Source organism: Streptococcus sp. Marseille-Q6488, from assembly GCF_946902925.1.
Taxonomy (GTDB): domain Bacteria; phylum Bacillota; class Bacilli; order Lactobacillales; family Streptococcaceae; genus Streptococcus.
In genome coordinates, this window is the sequence record NZ_CAMPPZ010000002.1 from 1 (window position 1) to 17,973 (window position 17,973).

A 17,973-nucleotide genomic window follows, 5' to 3' on the forward strand; every position below is an offset into this window, starting at 1 on the left:
GCTTTACCTGCTGTTACTGCTCGATCGTACGCATCTTTCTTACTTGCTTCGGCATTGTAGTAAGCTGCAGTTGCCTTAGTTTCTGTGTCACCTGTGCTTGTTGCTGTTCGAAGCGCGTCTTTATTTGTTGCGACTCCTCCCAGATCATTCTTAGCTGTGTTAATTGCTGATAATGCATTGTTGACTTCCGTTTGTGTCGCATTATCTCTTGCTAATACTGCTTTACCTGCTGTTACTGCTCGATCGTACGCATCTTTCTTACTTGCTTCGGCATTGTAGTAAGCTGCAGTTGCCTTAGTTTCTGTGTCACCTGTGCTTGTTGCTGTTCGAAGCGCGTCTTTATTTGCTTCCTTAGGTGCTACTATTGCTGCATCACTAAAGCTTGAAGCACGAATACCAGGATTAGTATTCATTTCATTATTAATTTCTATAACCGATAAAACAAAATATTTCCCTTCTGCAAGAGGTTTTAAATAGTCTCCGCTTTGTATAGTTACAGTAGTTTTATTTGTTTTTGGATTGACTCTTCCATACGGAACATCTACTTTTGCTGTCAATCTAGTTGGTCTAGGATTATGATTTTCTGCCCACTCATCTTCGGGATATACTCCTTTATCACGGTCATTATCATGAACCAAATATATTTTCATTTTTGCATATGACGGAAGATTTGGAACAACAGGAACTTCTACATCAATTGTCGGTTTAGTTTCCTGTTTACCTTTTAAATACTCATCGACAGTAGACTCCTTTTGCCCAGTAGGAACTTTAATCGTTGGTTTACCAAGTGAACGGTAAACTCCAATTTGAGCTGTCTTATCTCCACCTGCAGTTTTTACAGTGAAAGATAAGATAGCATCAGAGACTCCTTTAACATCTGTTTTTGCCTTTACAAAATATGTCGTTGCATTGTTTGGAAATCTATCCATTTTTTCAAGAGTCACACTACGACCTGTACTACTCGTTGCTGTTACACTCTTAATATTTCCGCTTTTAGATACAAATTTGAATATTCTAGTATATTGGTTAGATGATAATGTATCAAAATATCTATCAGTTCTACTGTAATTCCCATCTCTTTGACCATTCGATATTCCAAACTCTATACCTGTCACTTCCTCTGGCGTTGCTCTAAACCCACTTCCTTCAGGCAAAGAAGTCCTATTCAAGCTATGATTATGTCCTGCGATATTTGTGCCATTTGGTTCAGTATTTTCAGCTCTAATTCCGACTGTTTCTTTACCATTTGTTGTATCTGGTTTAGGAGTGAGTTTTCCTTTTGGTTTAGGAGTGGGTTTTTCTTTTGGTTTAGGTACACGTTTTAAACCAGCGTTTTTATATCCAACCAACGCATTATAAGCAAGATCAATTTCTTTTTGAGTTTTTGCATTAACAAGTACTTCTTTTGCTTTCGCAACTTTTTCTTGTAATACTTTAACAGTATCTTCTGTATAGTCCTTTAAGTTTAATTGATCAATTTCTTTTAGAAGAGATTCCAATTTATCTTTATTAGTAATCACTTCCTTTTCTTTGCCATTTGTTTCGGCTTTATTGATTTCCTCTGTCTTATTAGCAGGAATCATATCTTTATCAGATACTTTAATCTCATTTGCACCTTGAGCATTAGAACCAGCTCCATCTTCCTTGTTAGATGTTTTCTTTGCAGGCTCAGGAGCTACGATTTCCTTATTCCCCCCAGCTTCTAGAGATTTCTCTGGAGGAACTCCCTCTACACCAGCATTTACCATTTCAGTATTAGCCGTAGCAGGTGATACAGGTAAAGAATTTGCCTTAACCGCACCATTAGCAAAAAACATTAATGCTGCTACAGCAACACTTGCTGCACCAAAATGGTACTTACGAATAGAATAACGGAATACCTTTTCTCCGTTCACTTCACGATTTGATTTTCTCATCTAATCGCCTCTCTCTTATTTTTATTTTTGAGGTACTAAAAAATACCCCCCTTAAATATTTTAGGAATTTAAGGAAAGGATACACTCTTTAATTTTTGGTACCACACTTGTTTAAAAAACCATAGTACACCTTCTATTTTACATCTTTCTTAGAAAAATTAACAGTATAACCCATATATTTTTTTCTAATTTAGCATTTAATTTTAGCGAGTATAGATATTTTTTTACTAATCTATTATTACTATTAAGCAGGAAACCAAACAAGACCTCCACTATATCGAGGAGGCCTTGGATCAGCTCGGTTATTTAGTAAAAGACTAGAAAATTTTCTTTTCCCAATCGTCTTCTGTACGGCGAGGGTAGAAAAATTCAGATTTGTCCGGAGCTTCCATCATCTCCATCAAGGGTAGCATATCATAGGCCAGATCCAAGTTTGGAATCTGGTCTTTTTGAATCCAATAGCTCAAATAGTAACAATGATATTTAAAAACTACATTGAATGAAAATTAACAACTACTTGCTTACTAAAAATATATCACCAGTTATGTTGATCAACATTATCCTTAGTCACAAGATAAATTGGAGAAACTGTTTCTTTTTCCAGTTTTTTCCCTTGATAATGATCGATTGCTGATTGAATAGCAATTTCACCCATCTTAGCTGGTTGCTGAGCAATAGTGGCAGTAATATCACCTTTTGCAATAGCATCATGTGCATCTGGTTGACCATCAATACCAACAATTAATACATTGCTAAGACCAGCTGCTTTTACTGCTTGTGCAGCTCCTAACGCCATCTCATCATTCTGTGCAAAGATTGCTTGTACTTCTTTGTTTCCTTGAATCATATTTTGCGCTGTATTCAAAGCTTTTGCGCGATCAAAATTAGCGGATTGACTAGAAAGAACATCTAAATTTGTCTTTGAAATTTGTTCAAATCCTTTACCTCTATCTACAGTTGCAGAAGCGCCAGGGACTCCTGATAATTCAAAAGTTTTTGCTTTTTCTCCCAATTGCTTGGTAATAAATTCTGCAGCCATTTTACCTGCTTCTACGTTATCAGAAGCAACAGTTGTCAAGACTTCACCGCCATTACTACCGCGGTCAATTAAGATTACTGGAATATTTGCATTATTAGCAGCTTTAATAGATGTTACAATTGCATCAGAATCAACTGGATTAATTAGTAAAGCATCTACATTTTGACTAATAAAATTTTGAATATCATCTGCTTGTCTAGCAGCATCATCTTGTGCATCTGCTATCTTCAAAGTTACTTCTTTTTCTCTTGCGGCTTTTTCAAGACCATCTTTCATAGCTACAAAATAGGGATTGTTAGTAGTCGAAATAGAAACTCCTAATTTTAATTCTTTTGCAGACTTTTGAATCGTAGATTTATTATCATTTGATGAATTTCCTAAACCAGTTTTTCCACAAGCTACTAAAGCAAAAATAAATGTTACAAACAAAGCAAAAATGCTAATTTTTTTAATATTTTTCATGTTATTACTCCTCGTAATATATATCTATAGGGATAGTTTCAATCCCGATTATTGTACATCATCTAATAAATTGTTACTATTTCCAAAAAAATTGAAAATTATTCTACTGTTTTACAACTTTAAAACGATCAATCAGAACAGCAATTAAGATTACAACTCCTTTTACTACTTGTTGCCAAAATGCTGAAACACCGATAATATTAAGTCCATTATTCAAAACCCCAATAATTAAAGCACCTATTAAGGTCCCCAGTATGCGACCTTTACCTCCTGATAATGAGGTTCCCCCAAGAACAACAGCTGCAATAGCATCCATTTCATAACTAGCACCTGCTGTTGGTTGAGCAGAACTTAAGCGTGATGTTATAATCAATCCAGAAATTGAAGCCATAATACCTGAAATTGAATAAATGATAATTTTCACTTTATTTAGTTTCACACCTGATATATATGCTGCTTTTTCATTCCCCCCTATAGCATACACAGATTTACCAAATGCTGTTTTATGAAGTAAAACATATAAAACAATAAATACAATAAACATAATAATTACAGGAAATGGAATTCCGACTATATAACCTTGCCCCAAAAATTGAAATAAGAATGTATCACTTAATCCTTTTGTAATAGGATTCCCATTTGTATAAACAAGTGTTGCACCTCTAAAAATAGTCATAGTTGCTAAAGTAACGATAAATGGAGCTAATTTCCCGTAGGAAATCAATAAACCATTCATCATCCCCAGAATGCAACCCAAAATTAAAGAGATGAGAATTGCTAACGTAACAGGCATTCCAGATCCTAATAGGCCAGCGGTTAGCGCACTGGATAAGGCTAAAATTGATCCAACTGATAAATCAATTCCACCTGTTAGAATAACAAAGGTCATTCCAAAAGCGATCAGTGCATTTGATGTTACTTGCAATAGTAAATTTAACAGATTATTTGCTGTTAAAAAATTTGAATTGATAATAGTGATGACAGCCATTAAAATTATCAATGCTATTACCGTTGTCAATTCTGACATGTACTTCACAGTATTTTTCACACTATTGTCCTCCTGTAGCTAGTTGCATAACTTTTTCTTGTGTAGCTTCTTGACGTGTTAATTCTCCACTAATTCTTCCTTCATGCATGACCATAATACGATCACTGACTCCGATCACTTCTGGTAAATCTGAAGATACCATAATAATCGGCACACCTCGTTCAGCCAATTCATTCATTAATTGGTAAATTTCACGCTTAGCACCAACATCTACCCCACGAGTTGGCTCATCTAGAATCAGTACTTTTGGAGCAATACCTATCCATTTTGCTAAAACTACTTTCTGTTGATTACCACCAGAAAGTGTTCCAACTTCCTTATCTGGATAACCTGATTTAATTCGTAGCCTATCTATTAAACGTTGTACAAATATATCACTTGTTTTATTATCGAAAATGCCATTTTTAACAAAATCACGAGTACTAGGTAAAGTCATATTATCTTTAATAGAAAAATCTAAAATCAATCCCTCATCTTTACGATCTTCTGTTAAGAAACCAATTCCATGCTTAATTGCTTCAAAAGGATTTTTAATTATCAGTTGTTCTCCGTTTATTATAATTTGACCAGATTTTAAAGAATCAATTCCAAAAATTGCTCGCATTATTTCAGTACGACCAGCACCCATCAAACCAGAAAAACCAAGAATTTCCCCTTGACGTACATAGAAAGAAATATCCGTAAAAGCATCACCAGAAAGATTCTTAGCTTGAAAAACAATATTCCCAATCTCAGCCTTTTTTTCTGGATAATAATCTTCTAATTCACGGCCTACCATCTTCTGAACTAATTCATCCGCATTAGTTAACTTCGTTTTCTTGGTATCAATTACAAACCCATCCCTCATAACAGTTATAAGATCTGTGATCTTAAAGATTTCTTCCATCCGATGTGAAATATACACAATACCTACACCATCAGATTTTAATCCTTCTATCACTTTAAAAAGTGTTTCAGTTTCACGATCAGTTAAAGCTGCTGTGGGTTCATCCATAATTAACAAGGAAACTTCTGATAATAAACATTTTGCTATTTCTATCATTTGTTGTTGTCCGACTGATAATTGACCAATGATTGCATCGAGAGGAATAGAGATATTAAGACGTTTAAATGCTTCTTTAGCTTTCCTTTCCATACTAACTTTATCTAGAAACCCAATCGAATTTTTAATTTCTCTTCCTAAAAAAAGATTATCAAGTACAGTCATATCTGGCCAAGTATTCATTTCCTGATGAATAAAACTCAGTCCAAACCGTTCTGCCTCTTGAGGATTAGAAAATGTTTTTTCTTTTCCATCAATAAAAATAGTTCCTGAAGTAGCTGGAAAAAGTCCAGTTAAAATATTCATTAAGGTTGATTTGCCTGCGCCATTCTCCCCCATTAAAGCATGAACTTCTCCTGAATTAAGAACCAAATCAATACTTTCTAAAACACGATTATTCCCAAAAGATTTTGAAATGTTCTTCATTTCAATTTTCATAGGCAACCCCCTTCTAAATAATAACTCCTGATTGCAAGATTATATTCGAATATGGTGTATCTTCCCCAGTGCGAATAACTGCCTTAACTTTAGTATTCATAGCTTTCAATTCTTCATGACTAATATATTCAATAATTATATTCGATCCTAAAAGATCTAGAACTGCTTGCCACTGTTCTTTGTTTTTTTCCTTAATTTCTTCTGCTAAGAAAATTTTTTCGATAAGTACATGATCTGAATATTCTTTTAAAACTTCTAAAAAACTTGGACTACCTTTTCTTAATGCTAAATCAATTTTATCAACACCTTTTGGAACTGGCAATCCTAAATCTCCGATACAAACCAAATCCATATGACCTAAATCATCAGCTAGTTTCGCTATATTACTATTTAAAATCCCATATTTCTTCATATCCTGAATGCTCCTTTATTTCTTTCAAACTCGGCATACCTCCTTGCGCTCCAAATCTTTGAACAGAAAGATGTGAAGCAATCGTTGCAAAGGACAATGCAACATCCATCTCTTTTCCTTTTGAGATAGCATAAGCAAAAGCACCATTAAACGTATCTCCTGCTCCTGTGGTATCAACTACTTCTGCTTTTATAGCAGGAATTTTCTGAACTGCTGTCCCATCATAATAAATAGAACCTTCAACTCCTAATGTCACAATCATTTTATTAGGATAAATTTTAATAATTTCTTCTAGTTTCTTATCTGGAAAAAGCTCTGAACATTCATGCTCATTAGGAGTAATAAAATCACAAAAAGGAATCATCTCTATATCTGTTTCTCTAGCTGGTGCAGGATTGTAAAGCACCTTAACTTTATTTTCTTGACAAAATTTAGCTATAGATAGGTTGGCTTCATGTGGTATTTCATTCTGTAATACAACAATACTTGCATCACTAATCAATTCCCACTCATTTTTCCAATCATTTGTTTTAACTAAATTATTCGCTCCGGGATAATAAATAATCCTATTATCACCTCCATATAAAGTAATTTGTGCAACTCCTGTAGATTGTGGTACCGTTCCCACATGTTCTGTAAAAATATTATTATTTTGCAGATTACTTAGTAAATCTGCTGAAAAAATATCTTCTCCGACGTTTCCAAATATGTAAATATTATCTTCTACACTGGATAATCTACCAATAGCTACAGCTTGATTTGCACCTTTTCCACCTGGAACTATATTAAATGAATCCCCAAAAATCGTTTCACCTCCTTCTGGAATCCTTTTTGTTCTCATAACTAAGTCCATTGAAATACTTCCAACAACAACAATTTTACTCATTACTTTCTCCTTAATGTATTTCTTTCTACGTATCTAACAGGTAGTTTAATTTTAGCTTCATCTATAGAGAACTTATTTGCCATATTATAGATTAGTTTTGCAGCCTGTTCTCCCATTTTATATGAGGATTGGTGAATAGTTGATAAAGAAGGGTAAATAAATTGACTAAGTACAATATCATCATAACCAATGATTTGAATATCATCTGGAATTTTTTTACCAATTGCTAAAATTTCATGAATATAAGCTATCGCATGAATATCAGAAGGTGCTATAATACTATCGATATTTGGATTTCTTTTTAGATTCTCTTTAGCTTCTTTTTGAATTTTTTCAAAGTCAAACGTTTCACTTTCTTCAATACAAATTTCTAAAGATTTATTCCTCAAATAGTTTAAACTTGCTTCAAACCGTTCCGCGATATTCTCGGCTTTATCATCTAAAACTTTAATAATCAGAACTTGTTTAGCACCTGCATTACAGATTGCTTCAGCAGCCAAACGACCACCTGACTGATTATCAGAAAAAACACCGTAACCTGTATCTTTACTAATTCGGTCAACCACAACAACAGGTAATGATAAATCTGGATATTCTTTTGTGAAGTCATGTGTAGTAATAATGCCAGCAGCATTTGTTTTCAACAGCAAGTTAACATATTCACTCAAAGATTCTTGGTCTGAAATCGTACCAACCATAATTCTATAACCTTTATCTTTCAAATATGATTCAGCGCCTCGAACCAATCTTGGGAAGAAGGGATTTGAAATATCTGGCAATAAAAGTCCTACCATTTGGTTTTTTTTGGTTTTCAAAGATTGCGCTAATACATTTGGTGTGTAATTTAATTTTTTAATCGCATTTTTTATTTTCTCTCTCGCATCATCTCCAACATAACCTTTTTTTGATATATATCTTGAAACCGTTGATTTTGATACTCCAGCTTCTTCAGCAACCTGTTTTATTGTAGTCATCACTCCTCCTTCTTATGTTGTGGAACCGTTCCCTTATTCTATAGTAAACGTTTTCTTTTGATTTGTCAATACTTTTCTAAAAATATTTTAAATTTATTTCATAGTACATATATTTTTCCAAATATATTATTACTATTACACAAGAAACACAACAAGACCTCCACTATATCGAGGAGGCCTTGGATCAGCTTGGTTATTTAGTAAAAGACTAGAAAATTTTCTTTTCCCATCCATCTTCTGTACGGCGAGGGTAGAAAAACTCTGACTTGTCAGGAGCTTCCATCATTTCCATCAAGGGTAGCATATCATAGGCCAGATCCAAGTTTGGAATCTGGTCTTTTTGAACCCAAGAAACTTCTCCTTCATCTGAAGAGCGCAGTCTACCAGAGAACTCAGTCGCCTTATAACAAATGACAATATAGCGCCCACCTGTATCTAGTGGCCAATTTTTAATGCCGACAAGTTGAGGATTTTGGATAGTCAATCCTGTTTCTTCGTAGATTTCACGAATGACAGACTCCGCAAAAGCCTCACCATTTTCAACATGACCTCCAGGAAAGGCATAACCAGACCAGCGATTGGTTTCAGGAGAGCGATACTGCATAACCACGCGCTGAGTTTCGATGTCTTCAATCAGACAAATATTTGTTAAAATCGTTAATTGGGAACGAGCCATATTTTCTCCTTTAGGTACTATTCTAATCCAAAGCCTTCACTTCCAACATCATATCACGTATCTGAGCTGCTAGTTCAAAGTCAAGCACTTCGACGGCTTCTTGCATTTGTTTTTCGAGTTTCTTAACAAGTTCTTTGCGCTCTTGTTTGTTGAGGCTATTGATGTCGACTTCTTTTTCTTCTTCCTTGGCAACTGCCTTGGTCACAGCAATCAGGTCACGGATTTCTTTCTTGATTGTCTGAGGCACAATACCGTGTTCTTCATTATAAACCATCTGGATTTTGCGACGACGGGCAGTTTCATCGATAGCACGTTGCATAGACTGGGTCACAGTGTCCGCATACATAATGACATGTCCCTCACTATTACGAGCAGCACGACCAATAGTTTGGATGAGGCCACGTTCGTTACGAAGGAAACCTTCCTTGTCAGCATCGAGAATGGCTACCAAGCTTACTTCAGGAACGTCAATCCCTTCACGGAGCAAGTTGATTCCGACCAAGACATCAAAGACACCCAAGCGCAGGTCACGGATAATCTCCGTCCGTTCCAAGGTCTTGATGTCTGAGTGCATGTACTTGACCTTAATGCCCATTTCTTTAAAGTAGTCGGTTAAATCCTCTGCCATTTTCTTGGTTAAAGTGGTAATAAAGGTACGCTCATTCTTTTCTACACGGGCATTGATTTCACCTAAGAGATCATCAATCTGTCCCATAGTCGGACGGACTTCCACCTCAGGATCCAAAAGACCTGTCGGACGAATGATTTGCTCAATCACTGTCTCGGTCTGTTCATTTTCATAGTCACCAGGTGTCGCTGAAACGTAAACAATCTGATGCACATGGCTTTCAAACTCCTCCCGACGGAGAGGACGATTGTCCAGAGCAGACGGCAAACGGAAACCGTAATTTACTAACATTTCCTTACGAGAACGGTCTCCATTGTACATGCCTTTGATTTGTCCCATAGTCATGTGACTCTCGTCAATCATAATTAAAAAATCATCTGGGAAGAAGTCGAGAAGCGTATAAGGAGGCTCACCCTCACTCCGTCCATCCATGTGACGTGAATAGTTCTCAACCCCGTTGGTATAGCCCATCTCACGCAACATTTCGATATCATACTCTGTCCGCTGTTTCAAACGTTGAGCTTCTAGCAATTTGCCTTCCTTCTCAAAGACAGCTAGTTGCTCTTCTAATTCTGCTTGAATCTTTGCAATGGCAACTTCCATGTGGTCGTCATTGGTCACAAAGTGAGTAGCTGGGAAAATAGCCAAATGATCCACTTCTCCTAAGACCTGACCTGTCAGAGCCTCAACCTCACGGATACGGTCAATTTCGTCTCCAAAAAATTCTACTCGAAAGGCGTGTTCATCACGAGAGGCTGGGAAAATCTCCACTACATCCCCACGCACACGAAATCTTCCCCGTTGGAAATCAATATCATTACGTTCAAACTGGATATCAACCAAGTCATTCAAGAGTTTATCACGAGAAATTTCAAGACCTGGACGGAGACTCACGACACTATCAGCGTATTCCTTGGGCGAACCCAAACCATAGATACAAGAGACTGAGGCAACGACAATAACATCATTACGCTCCAAAAGAGCCGAAGTCGCTGAGTGTCGGAGCTTGTCAATCTCGTCATTGACAGAGCTGTCCTTTTCAATATAGGTATCGCTAGAAGGGACATAGGCTTCTGGCTGGTAATAGTCATAGTAGGATACGAAGTACTCAACTGCATTTTCAGGGAAAAATTCCTTAAACTCCCCATAGAGCTGTCCTGCTAGAGTTTTATTGTGGGCGATGACCAGAGTTGGTTTATTGACTTTGGAAATAACCTGACTCATGGTATAGGTCTTCCCTGTTCCAGTCGCCCCCATCAGAATCTGAGCTTTTTCTCCACCCTCGATATTATCAACCAACTGCTCGATAGCTTGGGGTTGGTCTCCTGAGGGTTGATATTTTGATACTAGTTTAAATTGATTATCTGTAATACGATTGATCATAAGAATCCTCTCTCCATGTGCTATTCCTATTTTAGCATACTTGTATCATTTTCACGAAGAAAAGGACGGACCCAAGTCACATCCTTTCATTTTCTTTCTTTAATTGATAAGCGAGATAAAGAATCAGCAGAAACAAAATAATACTGGACACGATGGAACCCTCAATACCAAAAGACCCACCAGATAGCCAGTCTTGATTGCCTTGTGGAATAAATTTCATGATTGATGTTCCTGAAGACTGACCACTAACTAATACTCCAAAGAAGTTGCCCTGTGCGAAATTCCAAGCTCCATGAATACCACCTATACCCCATATAGTATCTGTTTTAAGAAGATATAGGGACATGGCAACCCCAAATAAAAAGAGATCAATTGCAGATAAGAAAGTTATGCCTGGATTTCCTAAATGAAGTAAGGTAAAGAGACTACTAGATATGATAATAGCGACTTTAAGATTAGTTCTCTTAGCCAATTGTGGAATCAGCCAAGCACGAGTAACCAATTCTTCTGCCGTTCCTTGTAAAATCCAAAAAGGTATTGTAAATAAAGTAAAAGCTAGCGAATAAGTATCCAAGTGAATGGAGTCAAATTGATACTGCCCCAACACTACTAGTCCAGCCAAAGCAAGTATAAAGAGGGATAGACCAAGACCGTATCCTTTAAATAAGGCACTTAAAAAATTTTCTTTATAGAATCCCAAGGTTCGAATAGGTCTTTTCTCTACTTTTCTAGTCCATCTAAACACAGTTAAGATGATAAAACCAAAGGACAGTAATTCAAATATTAAATGAATATCACTTGTTTTATCAGAGATACTTTGAAATATAGATTGAAGGAGATCTGCAATTCTTTGACCACCTACACCAAGACTGCTAAATAGCCCGATCAATGCTAAAAAACTAAGACCAAAAAATAGAGAAGATATGAATTCAGATACATAGACGAAAAATAGAGCTAACAAGGGGCTTGTGTAAATGTTTAAACTCATTTTAGAAGTTTCAAAGTCTTTTAAGATTCTTTTATCTTTCATAACTTTATCCTCTTTTACTATATGATATACCTTTATTATAGCACTTCTGTTGTGTGATTCAAGACAAAACCAGAATTATACATGTTATATCTTCTGACATAAAACCCCTAGATTTGCCTTTTTTTACTTTTTCTGATATAATGGGAAAATATTCGGAAAAGGAGACTAAAAATGAAGAAAAAATTTCTAGCATTTTTGCTAATTTTATTCCCAATTTTCTCATTAGGTATTGCCAAAGCTGAGACGATTAAGATTGTGTCTGATACCGCCTATGCACCTTTTGAGTTTAAAGATTCAGATCAAACTTATAAAGGAATTGATGTTGACATTATCAACAAAGTCGCTGAGATTAAAGGATGGAACATTCAGATGTCTTATCCCGGATTTGACGCAGCGGTCAATGCGGTTCAAGCTGGTCAAGCTGACGCTATCATGGCAGGAATGACAAAAACTAAAGAACGTGAAAAAGTCTTCACCATGTCTGATACTTACTATGATACAAAAGTTGTCATTGCGACTACAAAGGCACACAAGATTAGCAAGTACGACCAATTAACTGGCAAAACCGTTGGTGTTAAAAACGGAACTGCTGCTCAACGTTTTCTTGAAACAATCAAAGATAAATACGGCTTTACTATTAAAACATTTGACACTAGTGATTTGATGAACAACAGCTTGAGTGCTGGTGCCATCGATGCCATGATGGATGACAAACCTGTTATCGAATATGCCATTAACCAAGGTCAAGACCTTCATATTGAAATGGATGGGGAAGCTGTAGGGAGTTTTGCTTTCGGTGTGAAAAAAGGAAGCAAATACGAGCACCTAGTTACTGAATTTAACCAAGCCTTGGCTGAAATGAAAAAAGATGGTAGTCTTGATAAAATCATCAAGAAATGGACTGCTTCATCATCTTCAGCAGTGCCAACCACAACTACTCTAGCAGGCTTAAAAGCTATTCCTGTTAAAGCTAAATATATCATTGCCAGCGATTCTTCTTTTGCACCTTTTGTTTTCCAAAACTCAAGTAACCAATTTACTGGTATTGATATGGAATTGATTAAGGCAATCGCTAAAGACCAAGGTTTTGAAATTGAAATCACCAACCCTGGTTTCGATGCTGCTATCAGTGCTGTCCAAGCTGGTCAAGCAGATGGTATCATTGCTGGTATGTCTGTCACAGATGCTCGTAAGGCAACTTTTGACTTCTCAGAATCATACTACACTGCCAATACTATCCTTGGTGTCAAAGAATCAAGTACCATTGCTTCTTATGAAGATTTGAAAGGGAAGACAGTCGGTGTTAAAAACGGAACTGCTTCTCAAACCTTCCTAACAGAAAATCAAAGCAAATACGGTTATCAAATTAAAACCTTCGCTGATGGTTCTTCAATGTATGACAGTTTAAACACTGGTGCCATTGATGCTGTTATGGATGATGAACCTGTTCTCAAATATTCTATCAGCCAAGGACAAAAATTGAAAACACCAATCGCTGGAACTCCAATCGGAGAAACAGCCTTTGCCGTTAAAAAAGGCACAAATCCAGAATTGATTGAAATGTTCAACAATGGACTTGCAAACCTTAAAGCAAACGGTGAATTCCAAAAGATTCTTGACAAATACCTAGCTAGCGAATCTTCAACTACTTCAACAAGCACTGTTGATGAAACCACAATCTGGGGCTTGCTTCAAAACAACTACAAACAACTCCTTAGCGGGCTTGGTATCACTCTTGCTCTAGCTCTTATCTCATTTGCTATTGCTATTGTTATCGGGATTATCTTTGGTATGTTTAGTGTCAGCCCGTATAAATCTCTTCGTGTGATTTCTGAGATTTTCGTTGACGTTATTCGAGGTATTCCATTGATGATTCTTGCAGCCTTCATCTTCTGGGGAATTCCAAACTTCATCGAGTCGATCACAGGTCAACAAAGTCCAATTAACGACTTTGTAGCTGGTACTATTGCCCTATCTCTCAATGCAGCCGCTTATATCGCTGAAATCGTTCGTGGTGGTATTCAAGCCGTTCCAGTTGGACAAATGGAAGCCAGCCGAAGCTTGGGTATCTCTTATGGAAAAACCATGCGTAAGATTATCTTGCCACAAGCAACTAAATTGATGTTGCCAAACTTTGTTAACCAATTCGTTATCGCTCTTAAAGATACAACCATCGTATCTGCTATCGGTTTGGTTGAACTCTTCCAAACTGGTAAGATTATCATCGCCCGTAACTACCAAAGTTTCAAGATGTATGCAATCCTTGCTATCTTCTATCTTGTAATTATCACACTTTTGACTAGACTAGCGAAACGCTTAGAAAAGAGGATTCGTTAATGGCAAAATTAAAAATTGATGTAAATGATTTACACAAGCACTATGGAAAAAATGAAGTTTTAAAAGGAATTACGACTAAGTTCTATGAAGGAGATGTTGTTTGTATCATCGGTCCTTCGGGTTCTGGTAAGTCAACTTTCCTCCGTAGCCTTAATCTTCTTGAAGAAGTTACGAGCGGTCACATCACTGTGAACGGCTATGACTTAACTGAAAAAACAACCAATGTTGACCACGTCCGTGAAAATATCGGAATGGTGTTCCAACACTTCAACCTCTTCCCACATATGTCTGTATTGGACAACATTACTTTTGCTCCTACTGAGCACAAGTTAATGACTAAGGAAGAAGCTGAGAAATTGGGAATGGAGTTGCTTGAAAAGGTTGGACTAGCAGATAAAGCTAATGCCAACCCAGATAGCCTATCAGGTGGTCAAAAACAACGTGTAGCCATCGCTCGTGGACTAGCAATGAACCCAGACATCATGCTCTTTGATGAACCAACTTCTGCCCTTGATCCTGAAATGGTTGGAGACGTACTAAACGTTATGAAGGAATTAGCTGAGCAAGGTATGACCATGATTATCGTAACCCATGAGATGGGATTTGCCCGTCAGGTTGCCAACCGCGTTATCTTTACTGCAGACGGTGAATTCCTAGAAGACGGAACACCAGATCAAATCTTTGACACCCCTCAACACCCTCGTCTGAAAGAGTTCTTGGACAAGGTCTTAAACGTCTAAACGCAAACTGTAAGGATTTCCTTGCAGTTTTTTTCTACCTCGTATTGGAATTTTTGATTTTTCGGAAAATTATGTTAGAATTAAGTTTATGAAATGAGGTTTCCTCATACCTAGCAAGACTAGGAATAAAAATAGAAATTAGGTAGCTAGATGTCATCTAAGGTTATTGTTACAATTTTCGGTGCGAGTGGAGACCTGGCTAAACGCAAGCTCTACCCTTCCCTATTTAGACTATATAAATCCGGCAATCTTTCCAAACATTTTGCCGTTATTGGAACTGCCCGTCGTCCTTGGAGCAAGGAATATTTTGAATCTGTTGTCGTCGAATCGATCCTTGATTTGGCAGATAGTACCGAACAGGCTCAAGAGTTCGCTAGCCACTTCTACTATCAAAGTCATGATGTCAATGATACAGAACACTATATTGCTCTACGTCAATTGCAGGCTGAACTAAATGACAAGTACCAAGCTGAACACAACAAGCTCTTCTTCTTATCTATGGCGCCTCAATTCTTTGGAACCATTGCCAAACACCTTAAGTCTGAAAATATCGTAGATGGAAAAGGTTTTGAACGTTTAATCGTTGAAAAACCATTTGGTACAGATTACGCAACTGCAAGCAAGTTAAATGACGAGCTCCTAGCAACATTTGACGAAGAACAAATTTTCCGTATCGACCATTATCTTGGTAAGGAAATGATCCAAAGTATCTTTGCAGTTCGCTTTGCCAACCTGATTTTTGAAAACGTTTGGAACAAGGACTTTATCGACAATGTTCAAATTACCTTTGCTGAGCGCTTAGGTGTGGAAGAACGTGGTGGCTATTATGACCAATCTGGTGCCCTCCGCGACATGGTACAGAACCATACTTTGCAACTTCTTTCTCTCCTTGCTATGGACAAACCAGCCAGCTTCACAAAAGATGAGATCCGTGCTGAAAAGATTAAGGTCTTTAAAAACCTCTATCATCCAACAGATGAAGAACTTAAAGAACACTTTATCCGTGGTCAATACCGTTCTGGTAAGATTGATGGCATGAAATACATCTCTTACCGTAGCGAGCCAAATGTAAATCCAGAATCAACAACTGAAACCTTTGCATCTGGTGCCTTCTTTGTAAATAGCGATCGCTTCCGTGGTGTTCCTTTCTTCTTCCGTACTGGTAAACGTCTGACTGAAAAAGGAACTCATGTCAACATCGTCTTTAAACAAATGGATTCTATCTTTGGAGAACCTCTTGCTCCAAACATTTTGACCATCTATATCCAACCAACAGAAGGCTTCTCTCTTAGTCTAAATGGTAAGCAGGTAGGAGAAGAATTCAACTTGGCTCCTAACTCACTTGATTACCGTACAGATGCGACCGCAACTGGTGCCTCTCCAGAACCATACGAGAAATTGATTTATGATGTCCTAAATAATAACTCAACTAACTTTAGCCACTGGGATGAAGTTGGTGCGTCATGGAAATTGATTGATCGTATCGAAGAGCTCTGGGCTGAAAATGGTGCCCCACTTCATGACTATAAAGCTGGAAGCATGGGACCTCAAGCTAGCTTTGACTTACTTGAAAAATTCGGTGCCAAATGGACTTGGCAGCCAGATATCGCCTATCGTCAAGATGGTCGTTTAGAATAAAAAAATTTCCTGCAAGTTTGTACCTTGCAGGATTTTTGCTTCTGATTAGATTAAACCTTCCAAGAGACCCTTCATAAAGTTTTCTGAGTTAAACTCTCCAATATCATCGATTTTTTCACCAAAACCAATCAATTTTACAGGAATATTGAGTTCTTCACGGATGGCTAGAACAACACCACCTCGAGCAGTTCCATCAATCTTAGTCAAGACAATTCCTGTCAAAGGGGTAATTTTTGAAAATTCTTTGGCCTGTACCAAGGCATTTTGACCTGTTGATGCATCAAGTGCCAAGAAGGTTTCATGCGGAGCTTCGGGCACAACACGTTTGATAATACGACCAATCTTTTCTAGCTCAGCCATGAGGTTGTCCTTGTTTTGCAGACGACCAGCGGTATCAATCATGAGAATATCAATACCTTCAGCCACGGCACGTTCCATGCCATCAAAGACTACACTGGCTGGATCAGCTTTTTCAGGTCCAGTCACAACAGGAACGTCCACACGACGGCCCCATTCGGCAAGCTGGGCTACTGCCCCTGCACGGAAGGTATCTGCTGCAACCAACATGACCTTCTTACCAGCTTGTTTGTAGCGGTGGGCTAGTTTCCCGATAGAAGTTGTTTTCCCAACACCATTCACACCGACGAAGAGCATGACTGTCAATCCATCTTGGAAGTAGATTCTTTCATCGTAGTTGCCATCCTTTTCATAAAGCTCAACCAATTTTTCAATGATGACACGGCGCAGTGCATCAGGTTTCTTGGCGTTTTCAAGCTTGGCTTCGTAGCGTAACTCCTCTGTTAAGTTAGAAGCAACCTGGACACCAACGTCACTCATGATGAGCAGTTCTTCCAGTTCCTCGAAAAATTCTTCGTCAACAGAGCGGAAGTTGGCAAGGAAGGCATTCAAACGAGCACCGAAGCCTGTACGAGTCTTCTTGAGACTGCGGTCATATTTTTCCTGAACAGTTTCTTCTGCTTGAGGCGTTTGTGCTTCAAGCACTTCAGAATTATTTTCTTCTACAGTCTCTAGAAACTCAGTATTCCCTTCTTCTGAGTGTGGAAATTCTGCGACTTCTTTTTGAGAAACTTCTACAACTGGCTCTAAATCCAGACTTTCTTCAACTGTGTCTTGGATTTCCTCTTCTTGGAACACAGCTTGTTCAACAATTTCCACCTCTGCTTCTTCCTGAGAAACTTCCTCAGCTTCTGTTAAGACAGGCTCAACATCTTCAGACAAATCAAGATTTTCCAGAGCTTCTTTTACAACTTCTTCGATTTTAGGTTCTTCTTTTTTTCCGAATAGACGGTCAAATAATCCCATA

At 37.6% G+C, this 17,973-nt stretch carries 14 protein-coding genes and 3 pseudogenes; 5 read left to right on the top strand and 12 right to left on the bottom strand.

Annotation, left to right across the window (positions count from 1 at the left end):
- Positions 1–1,916: YSIRK-type signal peptide-containing protein (locus tag OVN23_RS00515; RefSeq protein WP_267240139.1), on the bottom strand; the 1,916-nt coding region annotated here is incomplete at its 3' end.
- 243 nt (positions 1,917–2,159) lie between these two features.
- On the opposite strand from OVN23_RS00515, the pseudogene OVN23_RS00520 reads away from it, so the two are divergent.
- Positions 2,160–2,237, top strand: a pseudogene (locus tag OVN23_RS00520) (DNA-binding transcriptional regulator); the annotation flags it as partial.
- On the opposite strand, the pseudogene OVN23_RS00525 reads toward OVN23_RS00520, so the two are convergent.
- The 7 genes and pseudogenes from OVN23_RS00525 to OVN23_RS00555 all read right to left on the bottom strand — a co-directional run.
- A pseudogene (locus tag OVN23_RS00525) lies at positions 2,234–2,374 on the bottom strand (NUDIX hydrolase); the annotation flags it as partial. The pseudogenes OVN23_RS00520 and OVN23_RS00525 sit on opposite strands and share 4 nt — an antisense overlap.
- Positions 2,375–2,451: 77 nt before the next feature.
- Entirely contained in the window at positions 2,452–3,417 is a 966-nt protein-coding gene (locus tag OVN23_RS00530) for a substrate-binding domain-containing protein (RefSeq protein ID WP_000789621.1), read from the bottom strand.
- Positions 3,418–3,520: 103 nt separating this feature from the next.
- On the bottom strand, positions 3,521–4,465 hold the full coding sequence (locus tag OVN23_RS00535; RefSeq protein WP_173235107.1) for an ABC transporter permease subunit: 945 nt from the start codon (positions 4,463–4,465) through the stop codon (positions 3,521–3,523).
- 1 nt (position 4,466) lies between these two features.
- Complete coding sequence (locus tag OVN23_RS00540; protein ID WP_173235105.1) at positions 4,467–5,945, bottom strand: sugar ABC transporter ATP-binding protein; 1,479 nt, start codon at positions 5,943–5,945, stop codon at positions 4,467–4,469.
- A 13-nt stretch (positions 5,946–5,958) separates the two neighbouring features.
- Positions 5,959–6,357 carry a D-ribose pyranase gene (gene rbsD / locus OVN23_RS00545; RefSeq protein WP_000759835.1) on the bottom strand — a complete coding sequence of 133 codons (399 nt, stop codon included), beginning with the start codon at positions 6,355–6,357 and terminating at the stop codon, positions 5,959–5,961.
- Positions 6,332–7,243 (bottom strand): ribokinase, encoded by a 912-nt coding sequence (gene rbsK, locus OVN23_RS00550; protein ID WP_173235103.1) that lies wholly within the window; start codon positions 7,241–7,243, stop codon positions 6,332–6,334. Before rbsK ends, rbsD begins: the two co-directional genes overlap by 26 nt.
- Positions 7,243–8,217 (bottom strand): LacI family DNA-binding transcriptional regulator, encoded by a 975-nt coding sequence (locus OVN23_RS00555; RefSeq protein ID WP_000207600.1) that lies wholly within the window; start codon positions 8,215–8,217, stop codon positions 7,243–7,245. Before OVN23_RS00555 ends, rbsK begins: the two co-directional genes overlap by 1 nt.
- A gap of 134 nt (positions 8,218–8,351) precedes the next feature.
- Here OVN23_RS00555 and OVN23_RS00560 point away from each other — a divergent pair.
- A pseudogene (locus tag OVN23_RS00560) lies at positions 8,352–8,429 on the top strand (DNA-binding transcriptional regulator); the annotation flags it as partial.
- Here OVN23_RS00560 and OVN23_RS00565 read toward each other — a convergent pair.
- From OVN23_RS00565 to OVN23_RS00575, 3 genes are all read right to left on the bottom strand, one after another.
- On the bottom strand, positions 8,426–8,893 hold the full coding sequence (locus OVN23_RS00565) for an 8-oxo-dGTP diphosphatase (RefSeq protein WP_173235101.1): 468 nt from the start codon (positions 8,891–8,893) through the stop codon (positions 8,426–8,428). The pseudogene OVN23_RS00560 and the gene OVN23_RS00565 sit on opposite strands and share 4 nt — an antisense overlap.
- 22 nt (positions 8,894–8,915) lie before the next feature.
- Positions 8,916–10,904: an excinuclease ABC subunit UvrB gene (uvrB, locus tag OVN23_RS00570; RefSeq protein ID WP_173235099.1), complete on the bottom strand. Its 1,989-nt coding sequence runs from the start codon at positions 10,902–10,904 to the stop codon at positions 8,916–8,918.
- A 76-nt stretch (positions 10,905–10,980) separates the two neighbouring features.
- Complete coding sequence (locus tag OVN23_RS00575; protein ID WP_267240140.1) at positions 10,981–11,934, bottom strand: CPBP family intramembrane glutamic endopeptidase; 954 nt, start codon at positions 11,932–11,934, stop codon at positions 10,981–10,983.
- A gap of 171 nt (positions 11,935–12,105) precedes the next feature.
- Between OVN23_RS00575 and OVN23_RS00580 the strand changes: the two genes are divergently transcribed.
- The 3 genes from OVN23_RS00580 to zwf all read left to right on the top strand — a co-directional run bounded on the left by OVN23_RS00580 (position 12,106) and on the right by zwf (position 16,649).
- The gene (locus OVN23_RS00580) at positions 12,106–14,271 is read left to right on the top strand and encodes an ABC transporter substrate-binding protein/permease (protein ID WP_173235097.1); all 2,166 of its coding nucleotides are present in this window, start codon (positions 12,106–12,108) and stop codon (positions 14,269–14,271) included.
- A complete protein-coding gene (locus OVN23_RS00585; protein WP_173235095.1) occupies positions 14,271–15,011 on the top strand; it encodes an amino acid ABC transporter ATP-binding protein in 741 nt (246 codons plus the stop codon). The genes OVN23_RS00580 and OVN23_RS00585 overlap by 1 nt, the downstream gene beginning before the upstream one ends.
- 150 nt (positions 15,012–15,161) lie before the next feature.
- Positions 15,162–16,649 (top strand): glucose-6-phosphate dehydrogenase, encoded by a 1,488-nt coding sequence (gene zwf, locus OVN23_RS00590; protein ID WP_261012693.1) that lies wholly within the window; start codon positions 15,162–15,164, stop codon positions 16,647–16,649.
- A gap of 45 nt (positions 16,650–16,694) precedes the next feature.
- Here zwf and ftsY read toward each other — a convergent pair whose 3' ends face one another.
- Positions 16,695–17,972 carry a signal recognition particle-docking protein FtsY gene (gene ftsY / locus OVN23_RS00595; protein ID WP_173235091.1) on the bottom strand — a complete coding sequence of 426 codons (1,278 nt, stop codon included), beginning with the start codon at positions 17,970–17,972 and terminating at the stop codon, positions 16,695–16,697.
- Position 17,973: the final 1 nt, after the last annotated feature.